General features: G+C 70.9%; 16 protein-coding genes. 11 read left to right on the top strand and 5 right to left on the bottom strand.

The annotated features are described in order from the left end of the window. Window positions 1-11 precede the first annotated feature (11 nt). Together ATC03_RS18840 and ATC03_RS18835 are read left to right on the top strand one after the other, a co-directional pair. A complete protein-coding gene (locus ATC03_RS18840; RefSeq protein WP_084003629.1) occupies window positions 12-494 on the top strand; it encodes a nuclear transport factor 2 family protein in 483 nt (160 codons plus the stop codon). 29 nt (window positions 495-523) lie between these two features. Continuing rightward, complete coding sequence (locus tag ATC03_RS18835) at window positions 524-979, top strand: MarR family winged helix-turn-helix transcriptional regulator (protein WP_067882607.1); 456 nt, start codon at window positions 524-526, stop codon at window positions 977-979. A gap of 9 nt (window positions 980-988) precedes the next feature. Here the strand turns inward: ATC03_RS18835 and ATC03_RS18830 are convergent, their stop codons facing one another. Both ATC03_RS18830 and ATC03_RS18825 read right to left on the bottom strand, forming a co-directional pair. Beyond that, window positions 989-1,429: a nitroreductase family deazaflavin-dependent oxidoreductase gene (locus ATC03_RS18830; RefSeq protein WP_067880550.1), complete on the bottom strand. Its 441-nt coding sequence runs from the start codon at window positions 1,427-1,429 to the stop codon at window positions 989-991. Between the two features lie 43 nt (window positions 1,430-1,472). After that, window positions 1,473-2,180 (bottom strand): YceI family protein, encoded by a 708-nt coding sequence (locus ATC03_RS18825; protein WP_067880547.1) that lies wholly within the window; start codon window positions 2,178-2,180, stop codon window positions 1,473-1,475. A gap of 209 nt (window positions 2,181-2,389) precedes the next feature. Between ATC03_RS18825 and ATC03_RS18820 the strand changes: the two genes are divergently transcribed. Beyond that, window positions 2,390-2,920, top strand: a complete 531-nt coding sequence (locus ATC03_RS18820) for a hypothetical protein (protein ID WP_067880544.1) — start codon at window positions 2,390-2,392, stop codon at window positions 2,918-2,920. Window positions 2,921-2,923: 3 nt separating this feature from the next. On the opposite strand, the gene ATC03_RS18815 is transcribed toward ATC03_RS18820, so the two are convergent. Next, on the bottom strand, window positions 2,924-3,952 hold the full coding sequence (locus ATC03_RS18815) for an LLM class flavin-dependent oxidoreductase (protein ID WP_067880541.1): 1,029 nt from the start codon (window positions 3,950-3,952) through the stop codon (window positions 2,924-2,926). A gap of 201 nt (window positions 3,953-4,153) precedes the next feature. Between ATC03_RS18815 and ATC03_RS18810 the strand changes: the two genes are divergently transcribed. From ATC03_RS18810 to ATC03_RS18795, 4 genes are all read left to right on the top strand, one after another. Further along, window positions 4,154-6,325, top strand: a complete 2,172-nt coding sequence (locus ATC03_RS18810; protein WP_169829233.1) for an ATP-dependent Clp protease ATP-binding subunit — start codon at window positions 4,154-4,156, stop codon at window positions 6,323-6,325. Between the two features lie 158 nt (window positions 6,326-6,483). After that, on the top strand, window positions 6,484-6,942 hold the full coding sequence (locus ATC03_RS18805; protein WP_067882605.1) for a YciI family protein: 459 nt from the start codon (window positions 6,484-6,486) through the stop codon (window positions 6,940-6,942). Window positions 6,943-6,961: 19 nt separating this feature from the next. Next, on the top strand, window positions 6,962-8,308 hold the full coding sequence (locus tag ATC03_RS18800) for an RNA polymerase sigma factor (protein ID WP_084003628.1): 1,347 nt from the start codon (window positions 6,962-6,964) through the stop codon (window positions 8,306-8,308). A gap of 102 nt (window positions 8,309-8,410) precedes the next feature. Further along, a complete protein-coding gene (locus ATC03_RS18795) occupies window positions 8,411-8,884 on the top strand; it encodes an aromatic ring-opening dioxygenase LigA (RefSeq protein WP_067880538.1) in 474 nt (157 codons plus the stop codon). Window positions 8,885-8,915: 31 nt separating this feature from the next. Here the strand turns inward: ATC03_RS18795 and ATC03_RS18790 are convergent, their stop codons facing one another. Continuing rightward, a complete protein-coding gene (locus tag ATC03_RS18790; RefSeq protein ID WP_335622248.1) occupies window positions 8,916-10,181 on the bottom strand; it encodes an MFS transporter in 1,266 nt (421 codons plus the stop codon). 116 nt (window positions 10,182-10,297) lie between these two features. Here ATC03_RS18790 and ATC03_RS18785 point away from each other — a divergent pair, with 116 nt between their 5' ends. The 3 genes from ATC03_RS18785 (at window position 10,298) to ATC03_RS18775 (ending at window position 13,531) form a co-directional block, all read left to right on the top strand. Further along, window positions 10,298-11,854, top strand: a complete 1,557-nt coding sequence (locus tag ATC03_RS18785; protein ID WP_067880532.1) for a carboxylesterase/lipase family protein — start codon at window positions 10,298-10,300, stop codon at window positions 11,852-11,854. 47 nt (window positions 11,855-11,901) lie between these two features. Further along, window positions 11,902-12,951 carry a zinc-dependent alcohol dehydrogenase family protein gene (locus ATC03_RS18780; protein ID WP_067880529.1) on the top strand — a complete coding sequence of 350 codons (1,050 nt, stop codon included), beginning with the start codon at window positions 11,902-11,904 and terminating at the stop codon, window positions 12,949-12,951. Between the two features lie 67 nt (window positions 12,952-13,018). Further along, entirely contained in the window at window positions 13,019-13,531 is a 513-nt protein-coding gene (locus ATC03_RS18775) for a P-loop nucleotide/nucleoside kinase family protein (RefSeq protein ID WP_198168760.1), read from the top strand. A gap of 40 nt (window positions 13,532-13,571) precedes the next feature. On the opposite strand, the gene ATC03_RS18770 is transcribed toward ATC03_RS18775, so the two are convergent. After that, a complete protein-coding gene (locus tag ATC03_RS18770; protein WP_067880523.1) occupies window positions 13,572-14,078 on the bottom strand; it encodes a MarR family winged helix-turn-helix transcriptional regulator in 507 nt (168 codons plus the stop codon). A 142-nt stretch (window positions 14,079-14,220) separates the two neighbouring features. Here ATC03_RS18770 and ATC03_RS19900 point away from each other — a divergent pair, with 142 nt between their 5' ends. Further along, window positions 14,221-15,768 (top strand): MFS transporter, encoded by a 1,548-nt coding sequence (locus ATC03_RS19900; RefSeq protein WP_074401103.1) that lies wholly within the window; start codon window positions 14,221-14,223, stop codon window positions 15,766-15,768. The last annotated feature ends 142 nt before the right edge of the window (window positions 15,769-15,910 follow it).

The raw sequence follows: 15,910 nt of genomic DNA, 5'->3' as shown, positions 1-15,910 counted from the left end.
AGGAGCCGACCATGACCCGTTCAGCTGACACCACCACAGGGGTCGCCGCGCCCGCCCTCCCCGCCCTCCCCGCCCTCGCGGCCGACGACCGCGCCGAACTCACCGACCTCGTGTCACGGCTCGGCGCCGCGCTCGACGAGCACCGCTTCGACGTGCTCGCCGGACTCTTCACGGCCGACGCGACCGCGCGCACGCCCGGCGGCACGGCCGAGGGGCGCGACGCGGTCGTGGCGCAGGCCACCCGCAACCACGTGGGGTACGAGCGCCTGCACCACGTCATGACGAACGTGCTCGTCGAACCCGCTCACGACGCGGCCGACGGCGTTCGCTCGGCCCGCATCCGGGCCAACCTCACCGCACACTTCGCGCACGCCGACGGCGTACCGGTGCAGGTGCTCGGGGCCGTCTACCGCTTCGGCGCGCAGAAGACGGATGCCGGCTGGCGCTTCACCGAGCTGCAGGTCGCGCCCGTGTGGCGCACGGCCGCCGCATGAACCCGGGTACCGAACCATCCGAATCGGCCATGCGGGAGCAGGCGCACCCGCCCGAGCACCTCACCGGGCTGCCGAGCTGGCTCCTCAGCAGGGCCGCCGGCGTCGGCGCGCGGGTCGTCGGCGGCGCGCTCGCGCTCCACGGCATGCGCAAGCACCACTACGCGGTGCTCCACGCACTGACGGAGTCCGGCTCGGTGAGCCAGGCCGAGCTGGGGCGGCGACTCGGCATCGACCGCAGCGACCTGCACGGCGTGCTCGGCGAGCTCGAGGCATCCGCCCTCGTCAGGCGAACGCCCGACGAACGAGACCGTCGTCGCAACACCGTGACGATCACGAAGGCCGGAGCGGCGGCGCGGGCAGGCCTCGACCTCGCGGTCGACGGTGCGCAACGCACGCTGCTGGCTCGGCTCAGTGCCCAGGAGCAGTCGGAACTGGTCAGGCTCCTGCGCCTCGTGATCGCCTCGCCGGGCGATCGCGCCGAGTGAGCGACCGGCTCAGAGCACCACGCGCGTGAGCGCGAAGACCGGGATCACCCGATCGGTCTTGGCCTGGTAGTTCGCGTAGTCGGGCCAGGCATCGACCGCGCGCGCCCACCACTCCTCGCGTTCGGCGCCCTCGAGCTCGCGGGCCTCGTAGTCGTGCTTCTCGGCGCCGTCCTGCAGTTCGACGTGCGGGTGCGCGAGCAGGTTCCAGTACCAGACCGGATGCTTCGGCGCGCCGCCGAGCGACGCGACCACGGCGTACTCGCCCTCGTGCTCGACGCGCATGAGGGCCGTCTTGCGGAGGTTGCCGCTCTTGGCGCCGATGGTCGTGAGCACGATCACCGGCTTGCCGCGCAGCGTGCTCGCCTCGGCGCCGTCGCTCGCCTCGTAGGCCTCGGCCTGCTTGCGGGCCCAGCCCGCGCTGCTCGGTGCGTAGTCGCCTTCGAGTGGCATGCTTCCTCCGTCGGTCGGTGCTTTCACGCTAGCCGCTGCAGTGCTACGCGCGGGCGAGCTCCAACGAGAACTCGACGAAGCCGTCGGGCTCGACCGACACGAATCCGAGGTTCGGCGCCTCGACGCCGAAGTCGGCGAACGTGATCGGGATGCTGCCCGCGACCTGTCCGGTCGCGCCGTTCAGCACGGCCTGGAGCTCGACCGTCACGCTCCGCGTCACGCCCGCGAGCGTGAGGTCACCGGTCGCCTGGATCGTCTGCACCTCGCCGACGGCGGGTGCGCCGTCGCTCACGACCGCATCGGTCAGCACGAACGTGGCCGTCGGGTTCTCGTCGACGCGCACGGCGTTCTGGCGGAAGTAGTCGTCGCGGTTCGAGCTGTCGGTCTCGATCGAGGCGACGTCGACGGTGATCTCGGCCGATTCGAGGGTCGTGTCGGCGATGGCGAGCGTGCCGGTCACCTGCGCGGTGCGGCCGACGACCGTGACGTCCGTGCCGTTCAGCACCTCGTCGACGCGGTAGCCCGCGAACGAGCCGTCGGTGACCGACCATGAGCCCGTGAGGTCGCCCGCGGCGTCGCCCGAACCGGCATCCGCACTCGGGTTCGGGGTCGCCGTGACCGTCGGCGCGTCGGCGGCCGGGCCGACGATGAGGTCGCGGTAGACGATCGGGCCGGCGATGGCGGCGGTCGCGCCGAGCACCAGCACCCCCGCCACGATCGAGGCGGTGATGATCTTCGTGCGCTTCTGCATGGCGGGCCCCCGGGGGTTCGTCGTGGTTCGTACGTCGTCGTCGTCGTGCTCTGGACACGAGCATGACGCCCGTTCGTATGAGAACGCATTGAATTCGCCAGAAATACGCCCGAGGCGTTCCGGTCGTCGGGGCGATGGGGTAGGGCGCGCCCGGCCCGCGGCATCCGCTCGCCCTTTCGCGACCTGAGCGGATGTCGCAGACTGGCGCCATGAGCGATGATTCCGTCGATCCGGCCGCCGCCGGCGAGCAGGCGACCGAACCGCACCTGCTGGGGCCGGGGCTGCTGCCCACGCCGTTCACGGCCGGCGAGATCCGGGCGGCGAGCGGATCCGGCAAGCGCATCAGGCTGCTGGTCGAGATGCCGGGCGGAGAGCGCTTCGAGCGCGTGAACCGCTTCGTCGACCTCGACGACGAGGGGGCGACGCTCGAGCAGTGGCGACTCGACGCTGCCGGTGAGCCCGACGGCGAGGTCACGAGCGAGCGGGTCACGTGGCGCGAGCTGCAGGAGCACGCGGCGTTCCCGGCCGAAGCCACGGCTCGGACCTCCGTCGTGCTGGCGTCGCCGCTCGGCACGCTCGACTGCCTGCGCTACGAGGTGCGGCACGGTGAGGGCGACGACGCGAGCATCATGACGTTCTGGTTCGCGCTCGCGCATCCGGGCATGCCCGTGCGCTACGAGATCCCGACGCCGGGCGGACTCATGCGCACGACCATGCTCGCGGTCGACCTGGAACGCTGAGCTTCAGCGGTTCGCCGGCTCCCACCCCAGACTCGGCGCGACGTGCGTCGCGAAGGCCTCGATGAGTCGCAGGTTGAAGGCGACGCCCAACTGGCTCGGGATCGTCAGCATGAGCGTGTCGGCCTCGCGGATCGCGGCGTCCTGCTGGAGCTGCTCGACGAGCTTGTCGGGCGTGCCCGCATAGGTCTTGCCGAAGGTCGAGCGCATGCCGTCGATCATGCCGACGCCGTCGTCGCCCTGTCGACCGCCGAAGTACAGCTCGTCCTCTGCGGTCGTGATCGGGAAGATCGAGCGGCTCACCGAGGTGCGCGGCTCGCCGGGGTGCCCTGCCTCGCGCCACGCCTCGCGGAACGCCTGGATCTGCTGCGCCTGCAGTTCGTCGAACGGGATGCCGCGGTCCTCGGTCAGCAGGGTCGACGACATGAGGTTCACGCCGGCGCGACCCGCCCACTCGGCCGAGTCGCGATTGCCGGCGCCCCACCAGATGCGCGAACGGAGTCCCGGCGAGTACGGCTCGACGCGCTGCAGGCCGTGGCCGCCGCCGAACGGCGACGACGGGTCGCGCTCGGCGAGGCCCTTGCCCTCGACGGCCTGCAGGAACCGGTCGAAGTGCTTGCGCGCGAGATCGGCGCCGCGAGGATCCTGCGATCCGGTGTAGCCGAAGGCCTCGTAGCCGCGCACGACCGACTCGGGTGATCCACGGCTCACGCCGAGCGCGAGTCGGCCGCCCGAGATGAGGTCGACCGCGGCGGCCTCCTCGGCGAGATGCAGGGGGTTCTCGTAGCGCATGTCGATGACGCCGGTGCCGACCTCGATGTGCTGCGTGCGCGCGGCGATCGCGGCGAGCAGCGGCATGGGCGAGGCCTGCTGCCGTGCGAAGTGGTGCACGCGGAAGTACGCGCCGTTGACGCCGAGCTCGTCCATGCCCTGCGCGAGGTCGATGGCCTGCAGCAGCGAGTCGCCGGCTGAGAGCTCCCGCCCGCCGCCGAGGTGTCCGTAGTGGCCGAACGAGAGGGTTCCGAAGCGTTGCATGCCTGGTCCAACGCGCGCGGGGCGGGGTCCATTCCGTTGCATGGAGGTGATGGCGGTCGCCGCGGCATCCGTCTACCTTGAATGGCGGGGCCGGTTCTCGCTTGTGTTGGGGCCGTTCTGGTCCGGCGCCGGCCGGAATATCACCGCACTTCGCAAAGTTGAGTTAAGTACACTCAAGTTTGGAAACGAAGGGAGTCACGAGTGGCCAACATGCAAGGCGCGCCGAACTCGCAGGAGGAGCAGAAGTCGGCGCTCGAACAGTACGGCGTCAACCTCACCGAGATCGCGAAGGCGGGCAAGCTCGACCCCGTGATCGGCCGTGACGCCGAGATCCGACGTGTCAGCCAGGTGCTCACGCGTCGCACCAAGAACAACCCCGTGCTCATCGGCGAGCCCGGCGTCGGCAAGACCGCCGTGGTCGAGGGCCTCGCCCAGCGCATCGTCGCGGGCGACGTGGCCGAGTCGCTCAAGGGCAAGCAGCTCATCTCGCTCGACATCTCCGCGCTCGTCGCCGGTGCCATGTACCGCGGCCAGTTCGAGGAGCGGCTGAAGGCGGTCCTGAAAGAGATCGACGAGTCCGACGGCGAGGTCATCACGTTCGTCGACGAGCTGCACCTGCTCATGGGCGCCGGCGGAGGCGAGGGCTCCGTCGCGGCGTCCAACATGCTGAAGCCCATGCTCGCGCGCGGCGAGCTGCGTCTCATCGGCGCCACCACGCTCGACGAGTACCGCGAGTACATCGAGAAGGATGCCGCCCTCGAACGCCGCTTCCAGCAGGTGTACGTCGGCGAGCCGTCCGTCGAAGACACGGTCGCGATCCTCCGCGGGCTCAAGGGCCGCTACGAGGCCCACCACGGCGTGACGATCACGGATGCCGCTCTCGTCGCCGCGGCATCCCTCAGCAATCGCTACATCACGTCGCGCCAGCTGCCCGACAAGGCGATCGACCTCGTCGACGAGGCCATGTCGCGCCTCAAGATGGAGATCGACTCGAGCCCGATCGTGATCGACCAGCTCAAGCGCGAGGTCGACCGCATGAAGATCGAGGAGCTCGCGCTCAAGAAGGAGAAGGACGACGCCTCGAAGGAGCGCCTCGCGAAGCTGCGCGAGACGCTCGTCGGCAAGGAGCGCGAGCTGGCCGCCCTCGAAGAGCGCTGGTCGCGCGAGCGGATGTCGCTGAACCGCGTCGGCGACCTGAAGAAGCAGCTCGACGAGGCGGTGACCGCCCGCGATCGCGCGATGCGCGAGGCCGACTACGCCACGGCATCGCGGCTCGAGTACGAGACGATCGCACGCCTGCAGCGCGACCTCGTCGAGGCCGAGCGGGCCGAGTCGGTCGCGACCGACGAGCCGCGCATGGTCAACGAGCAGGTCACCGACGAGGACATCGCCGCCGTGATCGCCGCGTGGACCGGCATCCCGGTCGGCCGGCTGCTGCAGGGCGAGACCGAGAAGCTGCTGCACCTCGAGCGCGAGCTCGGCAAGCGGCTCATCGGCCAGAAGCGCGCCGTCGCGGCCGTCGCCGACGCCGTGCGCCGCACGCGTGCGGGCATCAGCGACCCGAACCGCCCGACCGGTTCGTTCCTCTTCCTCGGCCCGACCGGCGTCGGCAAGACCGAGCTCGCCAGGGCGCTCGCCGAGTTCCTCTTCGACGACGAGCGCGCCATGGTGCGCATCGACATGTCGGAGTACGGCGAGAAGTTCTCGGTCTCTCGGCTCGTCGGCGCCCCTCCGGGCTACGTCGGCTACGACCAGGGCGGCCAGCTCACCGAGGCGGTGCGTCGTCGGCCGTACTCCGTGGTGCTCTTCGACGAGGTCGAGAAGGCGCACCCCGAGGTCTTCGACGTGCTGCTGCAGGTGCTCGACGACGGTCGCCTGACCGACGGCCAGGGCCGAACGGTCGACTTCCGCAACGTCATCATGATCCTCACGTCGAACCTCGGCTCGCAGTACCTCGTCGATCCGACCCTCTCGTGGGAGCAGAAGGAGGACGCGGTGATGCAGGCCGTGCGGCAGTCCTTCAAGCCAGAGTTCGTCAACCGGCTCGACGACCTCGTCGTGTTCTCCGCGCTCACGCGGGAGGAGCTCGCCGAGATCGTGAACCTCTACGTCGACCGCCTGTCGGCGAGACTGCACGAGCGGCGCCTCGAGCTCGCCGTGACGCCCGACGCCAGGGCCTGGCTCGCCGAGCGCGGCTACGACCCGCTCTACGGCGCGCGCCCGCTGCGCCGCCTCATGCAGCGCGAGATCGACGACCGGCTCGCGAGGGCGCTCCTCGCCGGCGGCATCCGCGACGGCGATGCGGTCGTCGTGGCGCTCGATTCCTCGGGCGAGGCGTTGAGCGTGCAGCGGGCCGATCGGGGCGAGCAGTAGCGTCCGAGAGCAGGCCCGAACGAGCGGATGTCGGATCCCGAGAAGTTTTTCTCGACCTCGTGTCGATCCGGCATCCGCTCGTTCGACGCATGAGTGAGGCGGGCACATCGGCCCCCTTCGAATCGGCCACCCGGCCACACCCGAACGAGGAGAACACCGTGAAGTACATGCTGATCATGCGCTCGAACGATGCGGCCGTCGAGGCCTACGAGCAGCTCGATTTCACCGAGGTCATCGCGGCCATGGGCGCATACAACGAGTCGCTCATCAAGGCGGGCGTGCTGCTCGGCGGCGAGGGGCTGACCGACGCGAAGGAGGGCTTCGTCGTCGACTTCGACACCACGCCCCCGGTCGTGACCGACGGCCCCTACGGCGAGACCAAGGAGCTCTTCAACGGCTTCTGGATCATCCAGGCGTCGAGTGCTGAGGAAGCCGCGGAGTGGGCGAAGCGTTGCCCGCTCGGCCCGGGCTCGAAGCTCGAGGTGCGACGCGTGACCGAGCTCGAGGACTTCCCCCAGGACAACGAGTGGATCCAGAAGGAGGCCGGCTGGCGCGAGGACTCCGATGCCGCCATCAAGGCATCGGCAGCGGCTGCCGCCGAGCGTCGCGCCGACTGACCGGCCTCGGGTCGCCACCATGGGAGCAACGGATGCCGCGGGTGCGGCCGGGACGGCCGATGCCGCCGGGGCGGCCGGTGAGGCCGACCCGGCGACGGCCGTCGATGCGGGTCGTACGTCCGCCGACCGCGCCCGTCGCGCCGTCGCCGCGGTCTGGCGCATCGAGTCCGCGCGCATCGTCGCGACCCTGACCCGCTTCGTCGGCGACGTCGGCCAGGCTGAAGACCTGGCGCAGGAGGCCCTCGTCGAGGCGTTGCGCCAGTGGCCCGCCGAAGGTGTGCCGAACAACCCGGGCGCCTGGCTCACCGCGGTCGCCAAACGCCGCGCGATCGACGGGTGGCGGCGGCGCGAGCGGCTCGACGAGCGGTACGCGGCCATGGCGCGCGACCTCGAGCAGGGCGGCGCCGCGGCATCCGACGTCTTCTGGGACCCCGACACGATCGACGACGACGTGCTGCGCCTGATCTTCGTGTCGTGCCATCCCGTGCTCTCGCGCGAGGCCCAGATCGCCCTCACGCTGCGCATCGTCGGCGGCCTCTCGAGCGAGGAGATCGCGCGGGCCTTCCTCGTGCCGACCGCGACGATCCAGCAGCGCATCGTGCGGGCCAAGAAGACCCTCGCGGCCGCGAACGTGCCGTTCGAGGTGCCCGAGCCGAACGAGTACCCGGCGCGGCTCGCGTCGGTGCTGCAGGTGCTCTACCTCGTCTTCAACGAGGGGTACCTGCCCGCGTCGGGCACCGAATGGGTGCGGGCGGATGTCTCGAACGAGGCCCTGCGCCTCGCCCGAGTCGTCGCGGGCCTGATGCCGCGCGAGCCCGAGGCGTGGTCGCTCGTGGCGCTCATGGAGTTCACGGCGGCGCGGTTCCCGGCGCGCACGGCGCCCGACGGATCGGCGATCCCCCTCGACGAGCAGGACCGCACGCGTTGGGACCGTGCGCAGCTGGGCCGTGGACGCACCGCGCTCGCCAGGGCGGACGGCATCGGCCGCGGACGTGCCGCGTACGGCCTGCAGGCCGCGATCGCCGAGCAGCACGCGATCGCGCCGTCGGTCGACGAGACCGACTGGGCGCACATCGTGCTGCTCTACGAGGCGCTCGGACGCATCGCGCCCTCGCCGGTGGTCGACCTCAACCGTGCGGTCGCGATCGCCATGTCGACGGGGCCGGCGTCGGCGCTGCTCGTCGTCGACGAGCTCGCGGCCACCGGCCGGCTCGCGGGGTATCCCGGGCTGCCCGCCGTGCGAGGGGAGCTCCTCTCGCGCCTCGGCCGTGCCGCAGAGGCGCGCGTCGAGCTCGAGCGGGCGGCCCGCCTGACGGGCAACGAGCGCGAACGCGAGAGCCTGCTCGCGAAGGCCGCGAAGCTCTGAGATCCGCGCGGTTCTGGGCGACGCGCCGTGGCCCCGCTCTTCCATCCCTGCCTCCGTGACCGATACGGTGGAGCCGAATACATCGGCATTCGGGGGGATGACATGACGGAGAATTTCGAGACCGGCGGCGCCGTGCTCAACCGCACGCAGGTCAACGTGGTGCGCCTGACCGGCCTGGCGGCGATCATCGGCGGCATCCTGCTCATCGTCGTCGCGATCGTGGCGTGGGCTTCGGTGTCGAACCAGCTGAGCGCCGAGAACATCGTCATTCCCGACGACGCGCCCATCCTCGCCGGCGAGACCGTGAACGGCCCGATCGACGCCTTCGTCCAGGCGGGCGTCATCGCCATGCACGCTGAGGAGATCGGCGGCGGCAAGACGTACGCCGAGCTCGATCAGGACGACCCGGTGCGCACCACCGTCATGAACGCGTCGTTCCTGCGCGCGTCGTTGTTCACCTCGGTCGTCGCGTTCGGCGTCGCGCTGTTCGCGGGCGCCGTCGGCGCCATGTTCGTGCTGTTCGGCTGGTCGCTGCGCACGATCGTGCCGCCACTTCCGAAGAACGCGACCATCTAGGCCCACCCGGTGCCGCCCTCGCCACCGAACCTCAGTCGACGGCGGGCTGCGTCTCGACGACGCCGTTGACGCTCGGCGTGATGCGCCGCTCCAGTGCGAGCGCCATGACACCGATGCCGAGGCAGCAGACGACCATCACGCCGATGAAGACGGCATGCAGGCCGTGATCGAGCAGCAAGCCGGCGGCGATCGGCCCTGCGATCGCGCCGCCCTGGAAGGCGGCGGCGTTGACGGCGTTGTAGCGGCCGCGGTTGTGGTCTGACGCGAGGTCGTTGTAGACGGCCGGAACCGTGGGCTGCAGCAGCGTCTCTCCGAATGCGAAGACGCTCATGAACGCGATCACGCCGATCGAGGCCGCGATGGTGTCGGGCACGAGACCGGTGGCGCCGAGCAGCAGCCAGGAGGCCGCCCACACGAGCGCCATGATCCACATCACGCGCGTGCGACGCTTGCCCGAGATCCACTTCAGCACCGAGAACTGGAACAGCACGATCACGAGGGTGTTCGCGGCGAACGCGAAGCCGATCGTGCTGGTCGGCACCTCGGCGACCTGGCGTGCGAACGCCGGAAAGCCGCCCTCCATCTGCCCGTATCCCACGAACATCGCGACGAAGGTCAGCAGGCTCACCCAGATCACGGCTGGTCGCCGGATGATCTGCAGGTAGCCGCTCGCCTCGCCGGTCTCGCCGGCGGGTGCGACGGACTGGGTGCGCACGTGCCGCAGCGGCCCGAGCAGCAGCGCCACGGGAATGAGGCAGCTCGCGGCGTCGACGAGGAAGATCACCGTGAACGTCTCGGGCGCCTCGACGTTCACGTAGAAGCCGCCGATCACCCCGCCGATGCCGATGCCGAGGTTGACGAGCGCGAAGTTGATGCCGAAGTACTGCTGCCGCAGGTCGCCGCTGACGACGCTCGCGATGAGCGCGTTGAACCCCGGCCACGAGACGCCGAAGTTCACGCCGATGAGCACGAGGCCGACGGCGGCCACGCCCGGGTTCGTCGCGAACGCGAGCAGCGTGCAGCCGGCGATCATCGAGGCGAGCCCGATGATCAGGATGGTCCGGGCGCCGTACCGGTCGATGAGGCTGCCGCCCGGGCCGGTGACGATGAGTCCGACGACGGCGATGAGCCCCATGAGCGTGCCAGAGAGCGCGAGGTCGAACCCGCGCACCTCGTGCAGGTAGATGATCGTGAACGGCAGCGTGAGCCCGCGCCCGAGCGTCTGGATCGCGACGGTCGAGAGCAGCCACCGACCCTCGGTCGGCAGGGCGCGCCAGAAGCCGCGGATTCCGTTCACCCGTGCATCCTGTCGCATGCCACCGACATCCGGCACCGGCATCCGCCACCGACATGCCGCACCCGTGTTCGCGCACCCGAAGCGCGGCGTTCACCATCGGCGGCTAGGCTCCCCGCATGCTCGTGGAGGGTGGCGTCCGCACCGACGACCTGATCGTCGAGACCGACGCCGGTGCGGTGCGGGGGGTCCGTCGGCGGGGCCTGCGCATGTGGCGCGGCATCCCGTACGCGGGCCCCACCGGCGGCGATCGCCGGTTCCGCGCGCCGGTCGCGCCCGACGCCTGGGCGGGCGTGCGCGACGCGGCCGACTTCGGCCCGGTCGCACCTCAGAATCGCCGGGGCCAGTTCATCGGCGCCAATCCGCGACTCCCGCGCAGTGAGGACTGCCTGCGCCTGAACATCACGGCACCGGATGCCGCGGGCGGCGGGTCGCGTCCGGTGATGGTGTTCCTGCACGGCGGCGCGTACAGCGTCGGATCCTCCGACGAGTACCCGCGACAGGGCGAGACGCTCGTGCGGCGGCACGGCGTCGTCTACGTGAGCCTGAACTATCGGCTCGGGGCCCTCGGCTGGCTGGACTTCCGCGCGTACGCCGGCCCGCGGCATCCGTTCGACGTCAATGTCGGGCTCCGCGACCAGGTCGCCGCGCTCGAGTGGGTGCGGCGCAACATCGCCGCGTTCGGGGGCGACCCCGACCGCGTCACGCTCTTCGGCGAGTCGTCGGGGGCGAACTCGGTCACGACGCTCATGGCCGTGCCCGCGGCCGAGGGACTCTTCTCGCGGGCGATCGCGCAGAGCTCGCCCGCGAACGCCGTCTACCTGCCCGAGGTCGCCGCCCGCTGGGCCGCCGAGTACGTGAGCACGCTCAGCCGCCTGGTCGACGACGACGACCTCGAGACCGATTCCGGAGAGGACGCCGCGGCGATGCTGCTCGCGGCCGACCCGAGCGTGCTCGCCGAGGCGACGACCCTGCTGGCGCAGCGCACTCCCGACGAGAACCCCGGCACCATCAGCCTCGCTCCCGTCATCGACGGCGAGTTCCTGCCGGTTCGCCCGCTCGACGCGTTCCGCGACGGCACCGCGCACCGCATCCCGCTCATCATCGGCACGAACGACCGCGAAGGGTCGCTCTTCGTGGGGCGCATCAGCATCCTGCCCACGACGAAGCCGCGCATCCGCGCGATCTTCGCGAACACGCGCAAGAAGTCCCGCAAGGCGATCAAGCGCCAGTATCCTGGCCTGCCCGAACGGCGCCCGGCCGCCGACTTCGCGGGCGACTTCACGTTCTGGTTCCCGTCGGTCAAGGTCGCCGAACGGCACTCGCGGTACGCGCCGGTCTGCTGCTACCGGTTCGATGCGGCTCCGCGGATGCCGCGGCTCATGGGTCTCGACGCGACCCACGGCCTCGAGCTGTTCGCCCTGTTCGAGAAGTTCGACACGCTGACCGGCGCAGGGCTCACACTGCTCGGCGGGCGTCGCCTCTACCGCCGGGTCGGACGACGCATGCAGGCGCACTGGGCGGCGTTCGCCGTGTCCGGGGCGCCCCTCGACGGCTGGCCGCGATACGACGAGCGGATGCGGCGCACCCTCGTCTTCGACGCGACCGACCGGGTCGAGGCCGACCCGCGCCGCGAGAAGCGCCTCGCCTGGCAGGAGTTCGTCCCCCACGTCTGAGCCGCCGGCACCTCCCCAGCGCTCGACCCCGAGCGTAGGCTCGACCCATGCTCGCCACCGTGATCCACGCCGCCCGCGACATCCGCGTCGAGACCGTGCCCGACCCCGTGCTCTCAACCGGAGGCGACGCGATCGTACGAGTCGTGGCCGCGTGCGTCTGCGGTTCCGACCTCTGGCCGTACCGCGGGGTCACGCCCACCGACGAGCCGCATCGCATCGGCCACGAGTTCGTAGGCGTGGTCGAGGCCGTCGGCGACGACGTGAGCCTCATCGAGGTCGGCGACTTCGTGATCGCGCCGTTCTACGTGTGCGACAACACGTGCGTGAACTGCCGCAACGGCGTCAGCACGTCGTGCCTGAACGGCGGGTGGTGGGGCAGCGACGACCGCCTCGGCGGGTTCGCGGATGCCGGTCAGGGCGAACGCGTGCGAGTGCCCCTCGCCGACGGCACGCTGGTTCCGGTCCGCGAGGAGGTCACCGCCGACATGGTGCCCGGACTCCTGACGCTCAGCGACGTCATGGGCACCGGCCACCACGCGGCCGTCTCGGCGGGCGTGCAACCGGGCGATTCCGTCGTGGTCGTCGGCGACGGCGCCGTCGGGCTCTGCGCGGTCATCGCCGCGAAGCGCCTCGGGGCGACCACGATCATCGCGATGTCGCGGCACGCCGATCGGCAGGAGCTCGCGCGCGCATTCGGCGCCACCCACATCGTCGCCGAGCGCGGCGACGACGGCGTCGCCGCCGTGAAGGCGCTCACCGAGGGCATCGGAGCCGACCGCGTGCTCGAGTGCGTGGGCACCAAGGAGTCGATGGACCAGGCGATCCGCTCGGCCCGCCCCGGCGGCATGGTCGGATACGTCGGCGTGCCGAACGGCGGGCCCGAGCTGCCCGTGCGCGCGTTGTTCGGACGCAATGTCGGTGTGAACGGCGGCGTCGCCCCCGTGCGCGGCTACATCGAGGAGCTGCTGCCCGACGTGCTCTCGGGTGCGATCGAGCCGGGCCGCGTGTTCGACCTGAAGCTGCCCCTCGTCGAGGCGGCCGAGGCGTACGCCGCCATGGACGAGCGCCGCGCCGTCAAGGTCATGCTCCAGCCGTAGGGCTTGCGGATCACGTTCGACCCGATCCGGACCGGCGACGGGCGGAGCGTTCGACATCTCGACGTCAGTGGCGGAGCGTACCCTCGGCCCGGTGACACAGAACACGGTTCTCCGACCCCGCGTCGTGATGATGTGCGGGCCGGGTGGTGCCGGAAAGACCACCTACGCCAAGCGCCTGGAGCGCGAGGGTTGGACGCGATTGTCATTCGAGGTGGAGTTCTGGGATCGCGGGATCACGACGATGCCCTCCGCCGACGTGGTCGCCGAGGTGGCGGTAGACCTGAAGGCGCGCTTGCTGCGCCAGGTCGCCGCGGGGAGCGATGTGGTGCTCGATTTCGGATTCTGGTTCCGGCGACAACGCGATGAGTACCGCGCGGTGCTCGCACCCCAGGGCATCGTGCCCGAGACCGCGTACCTCGCGACGAGTCTCGTGACCATCCTGAGTCGTGTCGGTGACCGACACGGCAGGTCGGCCGACGATTGGCCGCTCACCGAACAGTCGGCCACCGAGTACTTCGAGAGGTTCGAACCGCCGACGTCCGATGAGGGACCGCTCGAGGTGGTCCGCTGGGCCAGGTGAGTCTCGTCCGGTCCTGATCCGGGCCGGCACCGGCAGTACCCTATGCGTCGATGTCGTCGAGTCGCGCGATGACGACCTCGAGCAGCCGCGCGAGCTCGCCGCGCTCGTCGTCGCTGAGGTCCTGCAGCACGTCGGACTCGACGACATCCGACCCGCGGATCGCGACGCTGAACAGCTGCCAACCGGCATCCGTGAGGCTCACGAAGATGCGCGTGCGGTTCTCGGAGTCGGGCGTGCGTTCGACGAGACCGCGCTCGACGAGCTTGTCGATGCGGTGCGTCATCGACGACGGCGCGACGTTCGTGAGCTCGGCGAGCTGGCTGGGCGTGAGCGCCTCGCCGGCCTTGGCGAGCGAGGTGAGCACGGCCCACTCGCCGCCCGTGACCTCGAGGTCGACGAGCTGCCTCGCGTACCACTGGTCGAGCTTCTTGGTGAGGCTCTGCACGGCGGTGATCACGCGCTGCACCGACTCCTCGCCGCCGGCCTTGACGTAGGTCGCGACGGCGCGACGGTGCAGCTCCTGCGCGCTCGAGGTCCGTTTCGCCATACGGGAATTCTCGCACGCCTCCTTCGGTTGCTAATATTTCGATATCGAATACTTCGCAATCGAAGGGTGAGGGATGCCGCGGCCGGCGCCGGCGCGCGACCTCCGCCGCCCGTCGAACGAACCCTGAGAGGAGGGCGCCTCGATGCGCGCGAAACTGCTCGTGCTCGCCAGCGCCATCGGCTCGCTCGGCTGGGGAGCCGTGCTGCCGTACCAGTACGCCTACGCGGCCGACACCCGCGAGTGGGGCGCCCTCGTCGCCGCGGGGGCGTCGTCGCTCTTCTCGATCGGCGCGCTTGCTGCCGCGCCGCTCGCAGGCCGCCTCGCCGACCGCTTCGATCCCGTGCGCGTCGCGGTGCTCGCCCAGCTGCTCGGCGCTGCGGGCGTCGCCTCGCTCGTGTTCGCCGACGTCCCGGCACTCTTCCTCGCGGGCATGCTCGTCTTCGGGCTCGGCCTCTCGGCCGCGGTTCCCGCCAAGCAGGTGCTCGCGCTGAACTGGTCGTCATTCGACGACCGTCGCAAGATCTTCGCGTACAAGTTCACGGGCGAGGCGCTCGGCATGGCGGCCGGCGCGTTCCTCGCCGGGCTCGTCGTCGACCTCGACCGCGCCGACGGCCTCGACATCGGCTTCCTCATGGCCGCGGGCGGCTTCGTGCTCTCGTCGGCGATCATCGCGTTCGCCGGGCGGATGTCGCGCGCAGGCGCTCGCACTCCCCTCGCGCGACGCGCGGCCGACGCCGGCCAGGGCGTCTCGACCGGCACCGGTGCCTTCGCGGCCCTCGACGCCGCGACCGGGGCGATCGCCGTGATCGACCCGGATCGCGACGCGCCACGCCCCGGCGACGGCACGTCCGACTCCCCGGCTCGCCCGCGCGGCGCCCTGCGCGTCATCTTCGCGCAGCCCGCGATGCGCTGGACCGCCGTCGTCACGATCGCCCTCGCTCTCGGCTTCTACGCCCAGTTCGAGTCGGGACTGCCCGCCTACGGACTCACGGTGCTCGACATCGACCCGTCGGCCATCGGCATCGCCGCGGCCGTGAACTGCATCGTCATCGTGGCCCTGCAGGTGATCGTGGTGAAGGTGACGGCCAAGCGCGGCGCCCCCGCGCTCCTCATGGGCGTCGGCAGCATCTGGGTGGTGTCGTGGCTGATCCTCTCGGCGGCGCAGTTCTCGCCCGGCATCGCGACCGCGCTGTTCGTCACGACCTACGGCATCTTCGCCGTGGGCGAGACGATCTACAGTCCCGTGCTGAACCCGCTCACGGCGCAGCTCGCGCCGAAGGGCATGGTCGGCCAGACCCTCGGAACCGTCGCCGCACTGCAGACCGCCTTCTCGGCGGCGGGCCCGCTCGTCGCCGGCGTGCTGCTCGGCGCGGGCCTGACCGACGTGTTCCTCGGCATGCACATCCTCGTGAGCCTGATCGCGGTGTTCGCGGCCTGGCGCATCAAGCGGGCGCTCGCCGCAGCCCCGCTCGCTCCGGCATCCGATCCGTCGACGGAGGCCCCACGCGACGTCGCATTCAGTCCGTCGTCGGATGTCGCACCCGACCCGTCGACGGATGTCGCACCCAACCCGTCGATGGAAGTGGCACTCAGCACGTCGACCGATGTCGCGCAGCACCTCTCCGAGCCGCCCGCGGTCCTGACCCGCGAGGAGCCGCCGACGACCCCCGTGGAGCTCGTCCGCGCGTAGTCCTCGGCACCCGGACCCGCCTCGGGCGTGCACTCGCGCCATGCGCTCCCCCGAGTTCGCCGCCTCGATACGGACGCACCTCGCCACCGGCGTTGGGAGCGCCGACCGCCCCGGAGACGCCGGATGCCCCGTGGCGAACCAC

Source organism: Agromyces aureus (assembly GCF_001660485.1).
In the GTDB taxonomy this organism is placed as follows: Bacteria; Actinomycetota; Actinomycetes; order Actinomycetales; family Microbacteriaceae; genus Agromyces; species Agromyces aureus.
Note: the sequence above shows the minus strand (reverse complement) of the source record. Positions and strands in the feature narration are given on the sequence as shown.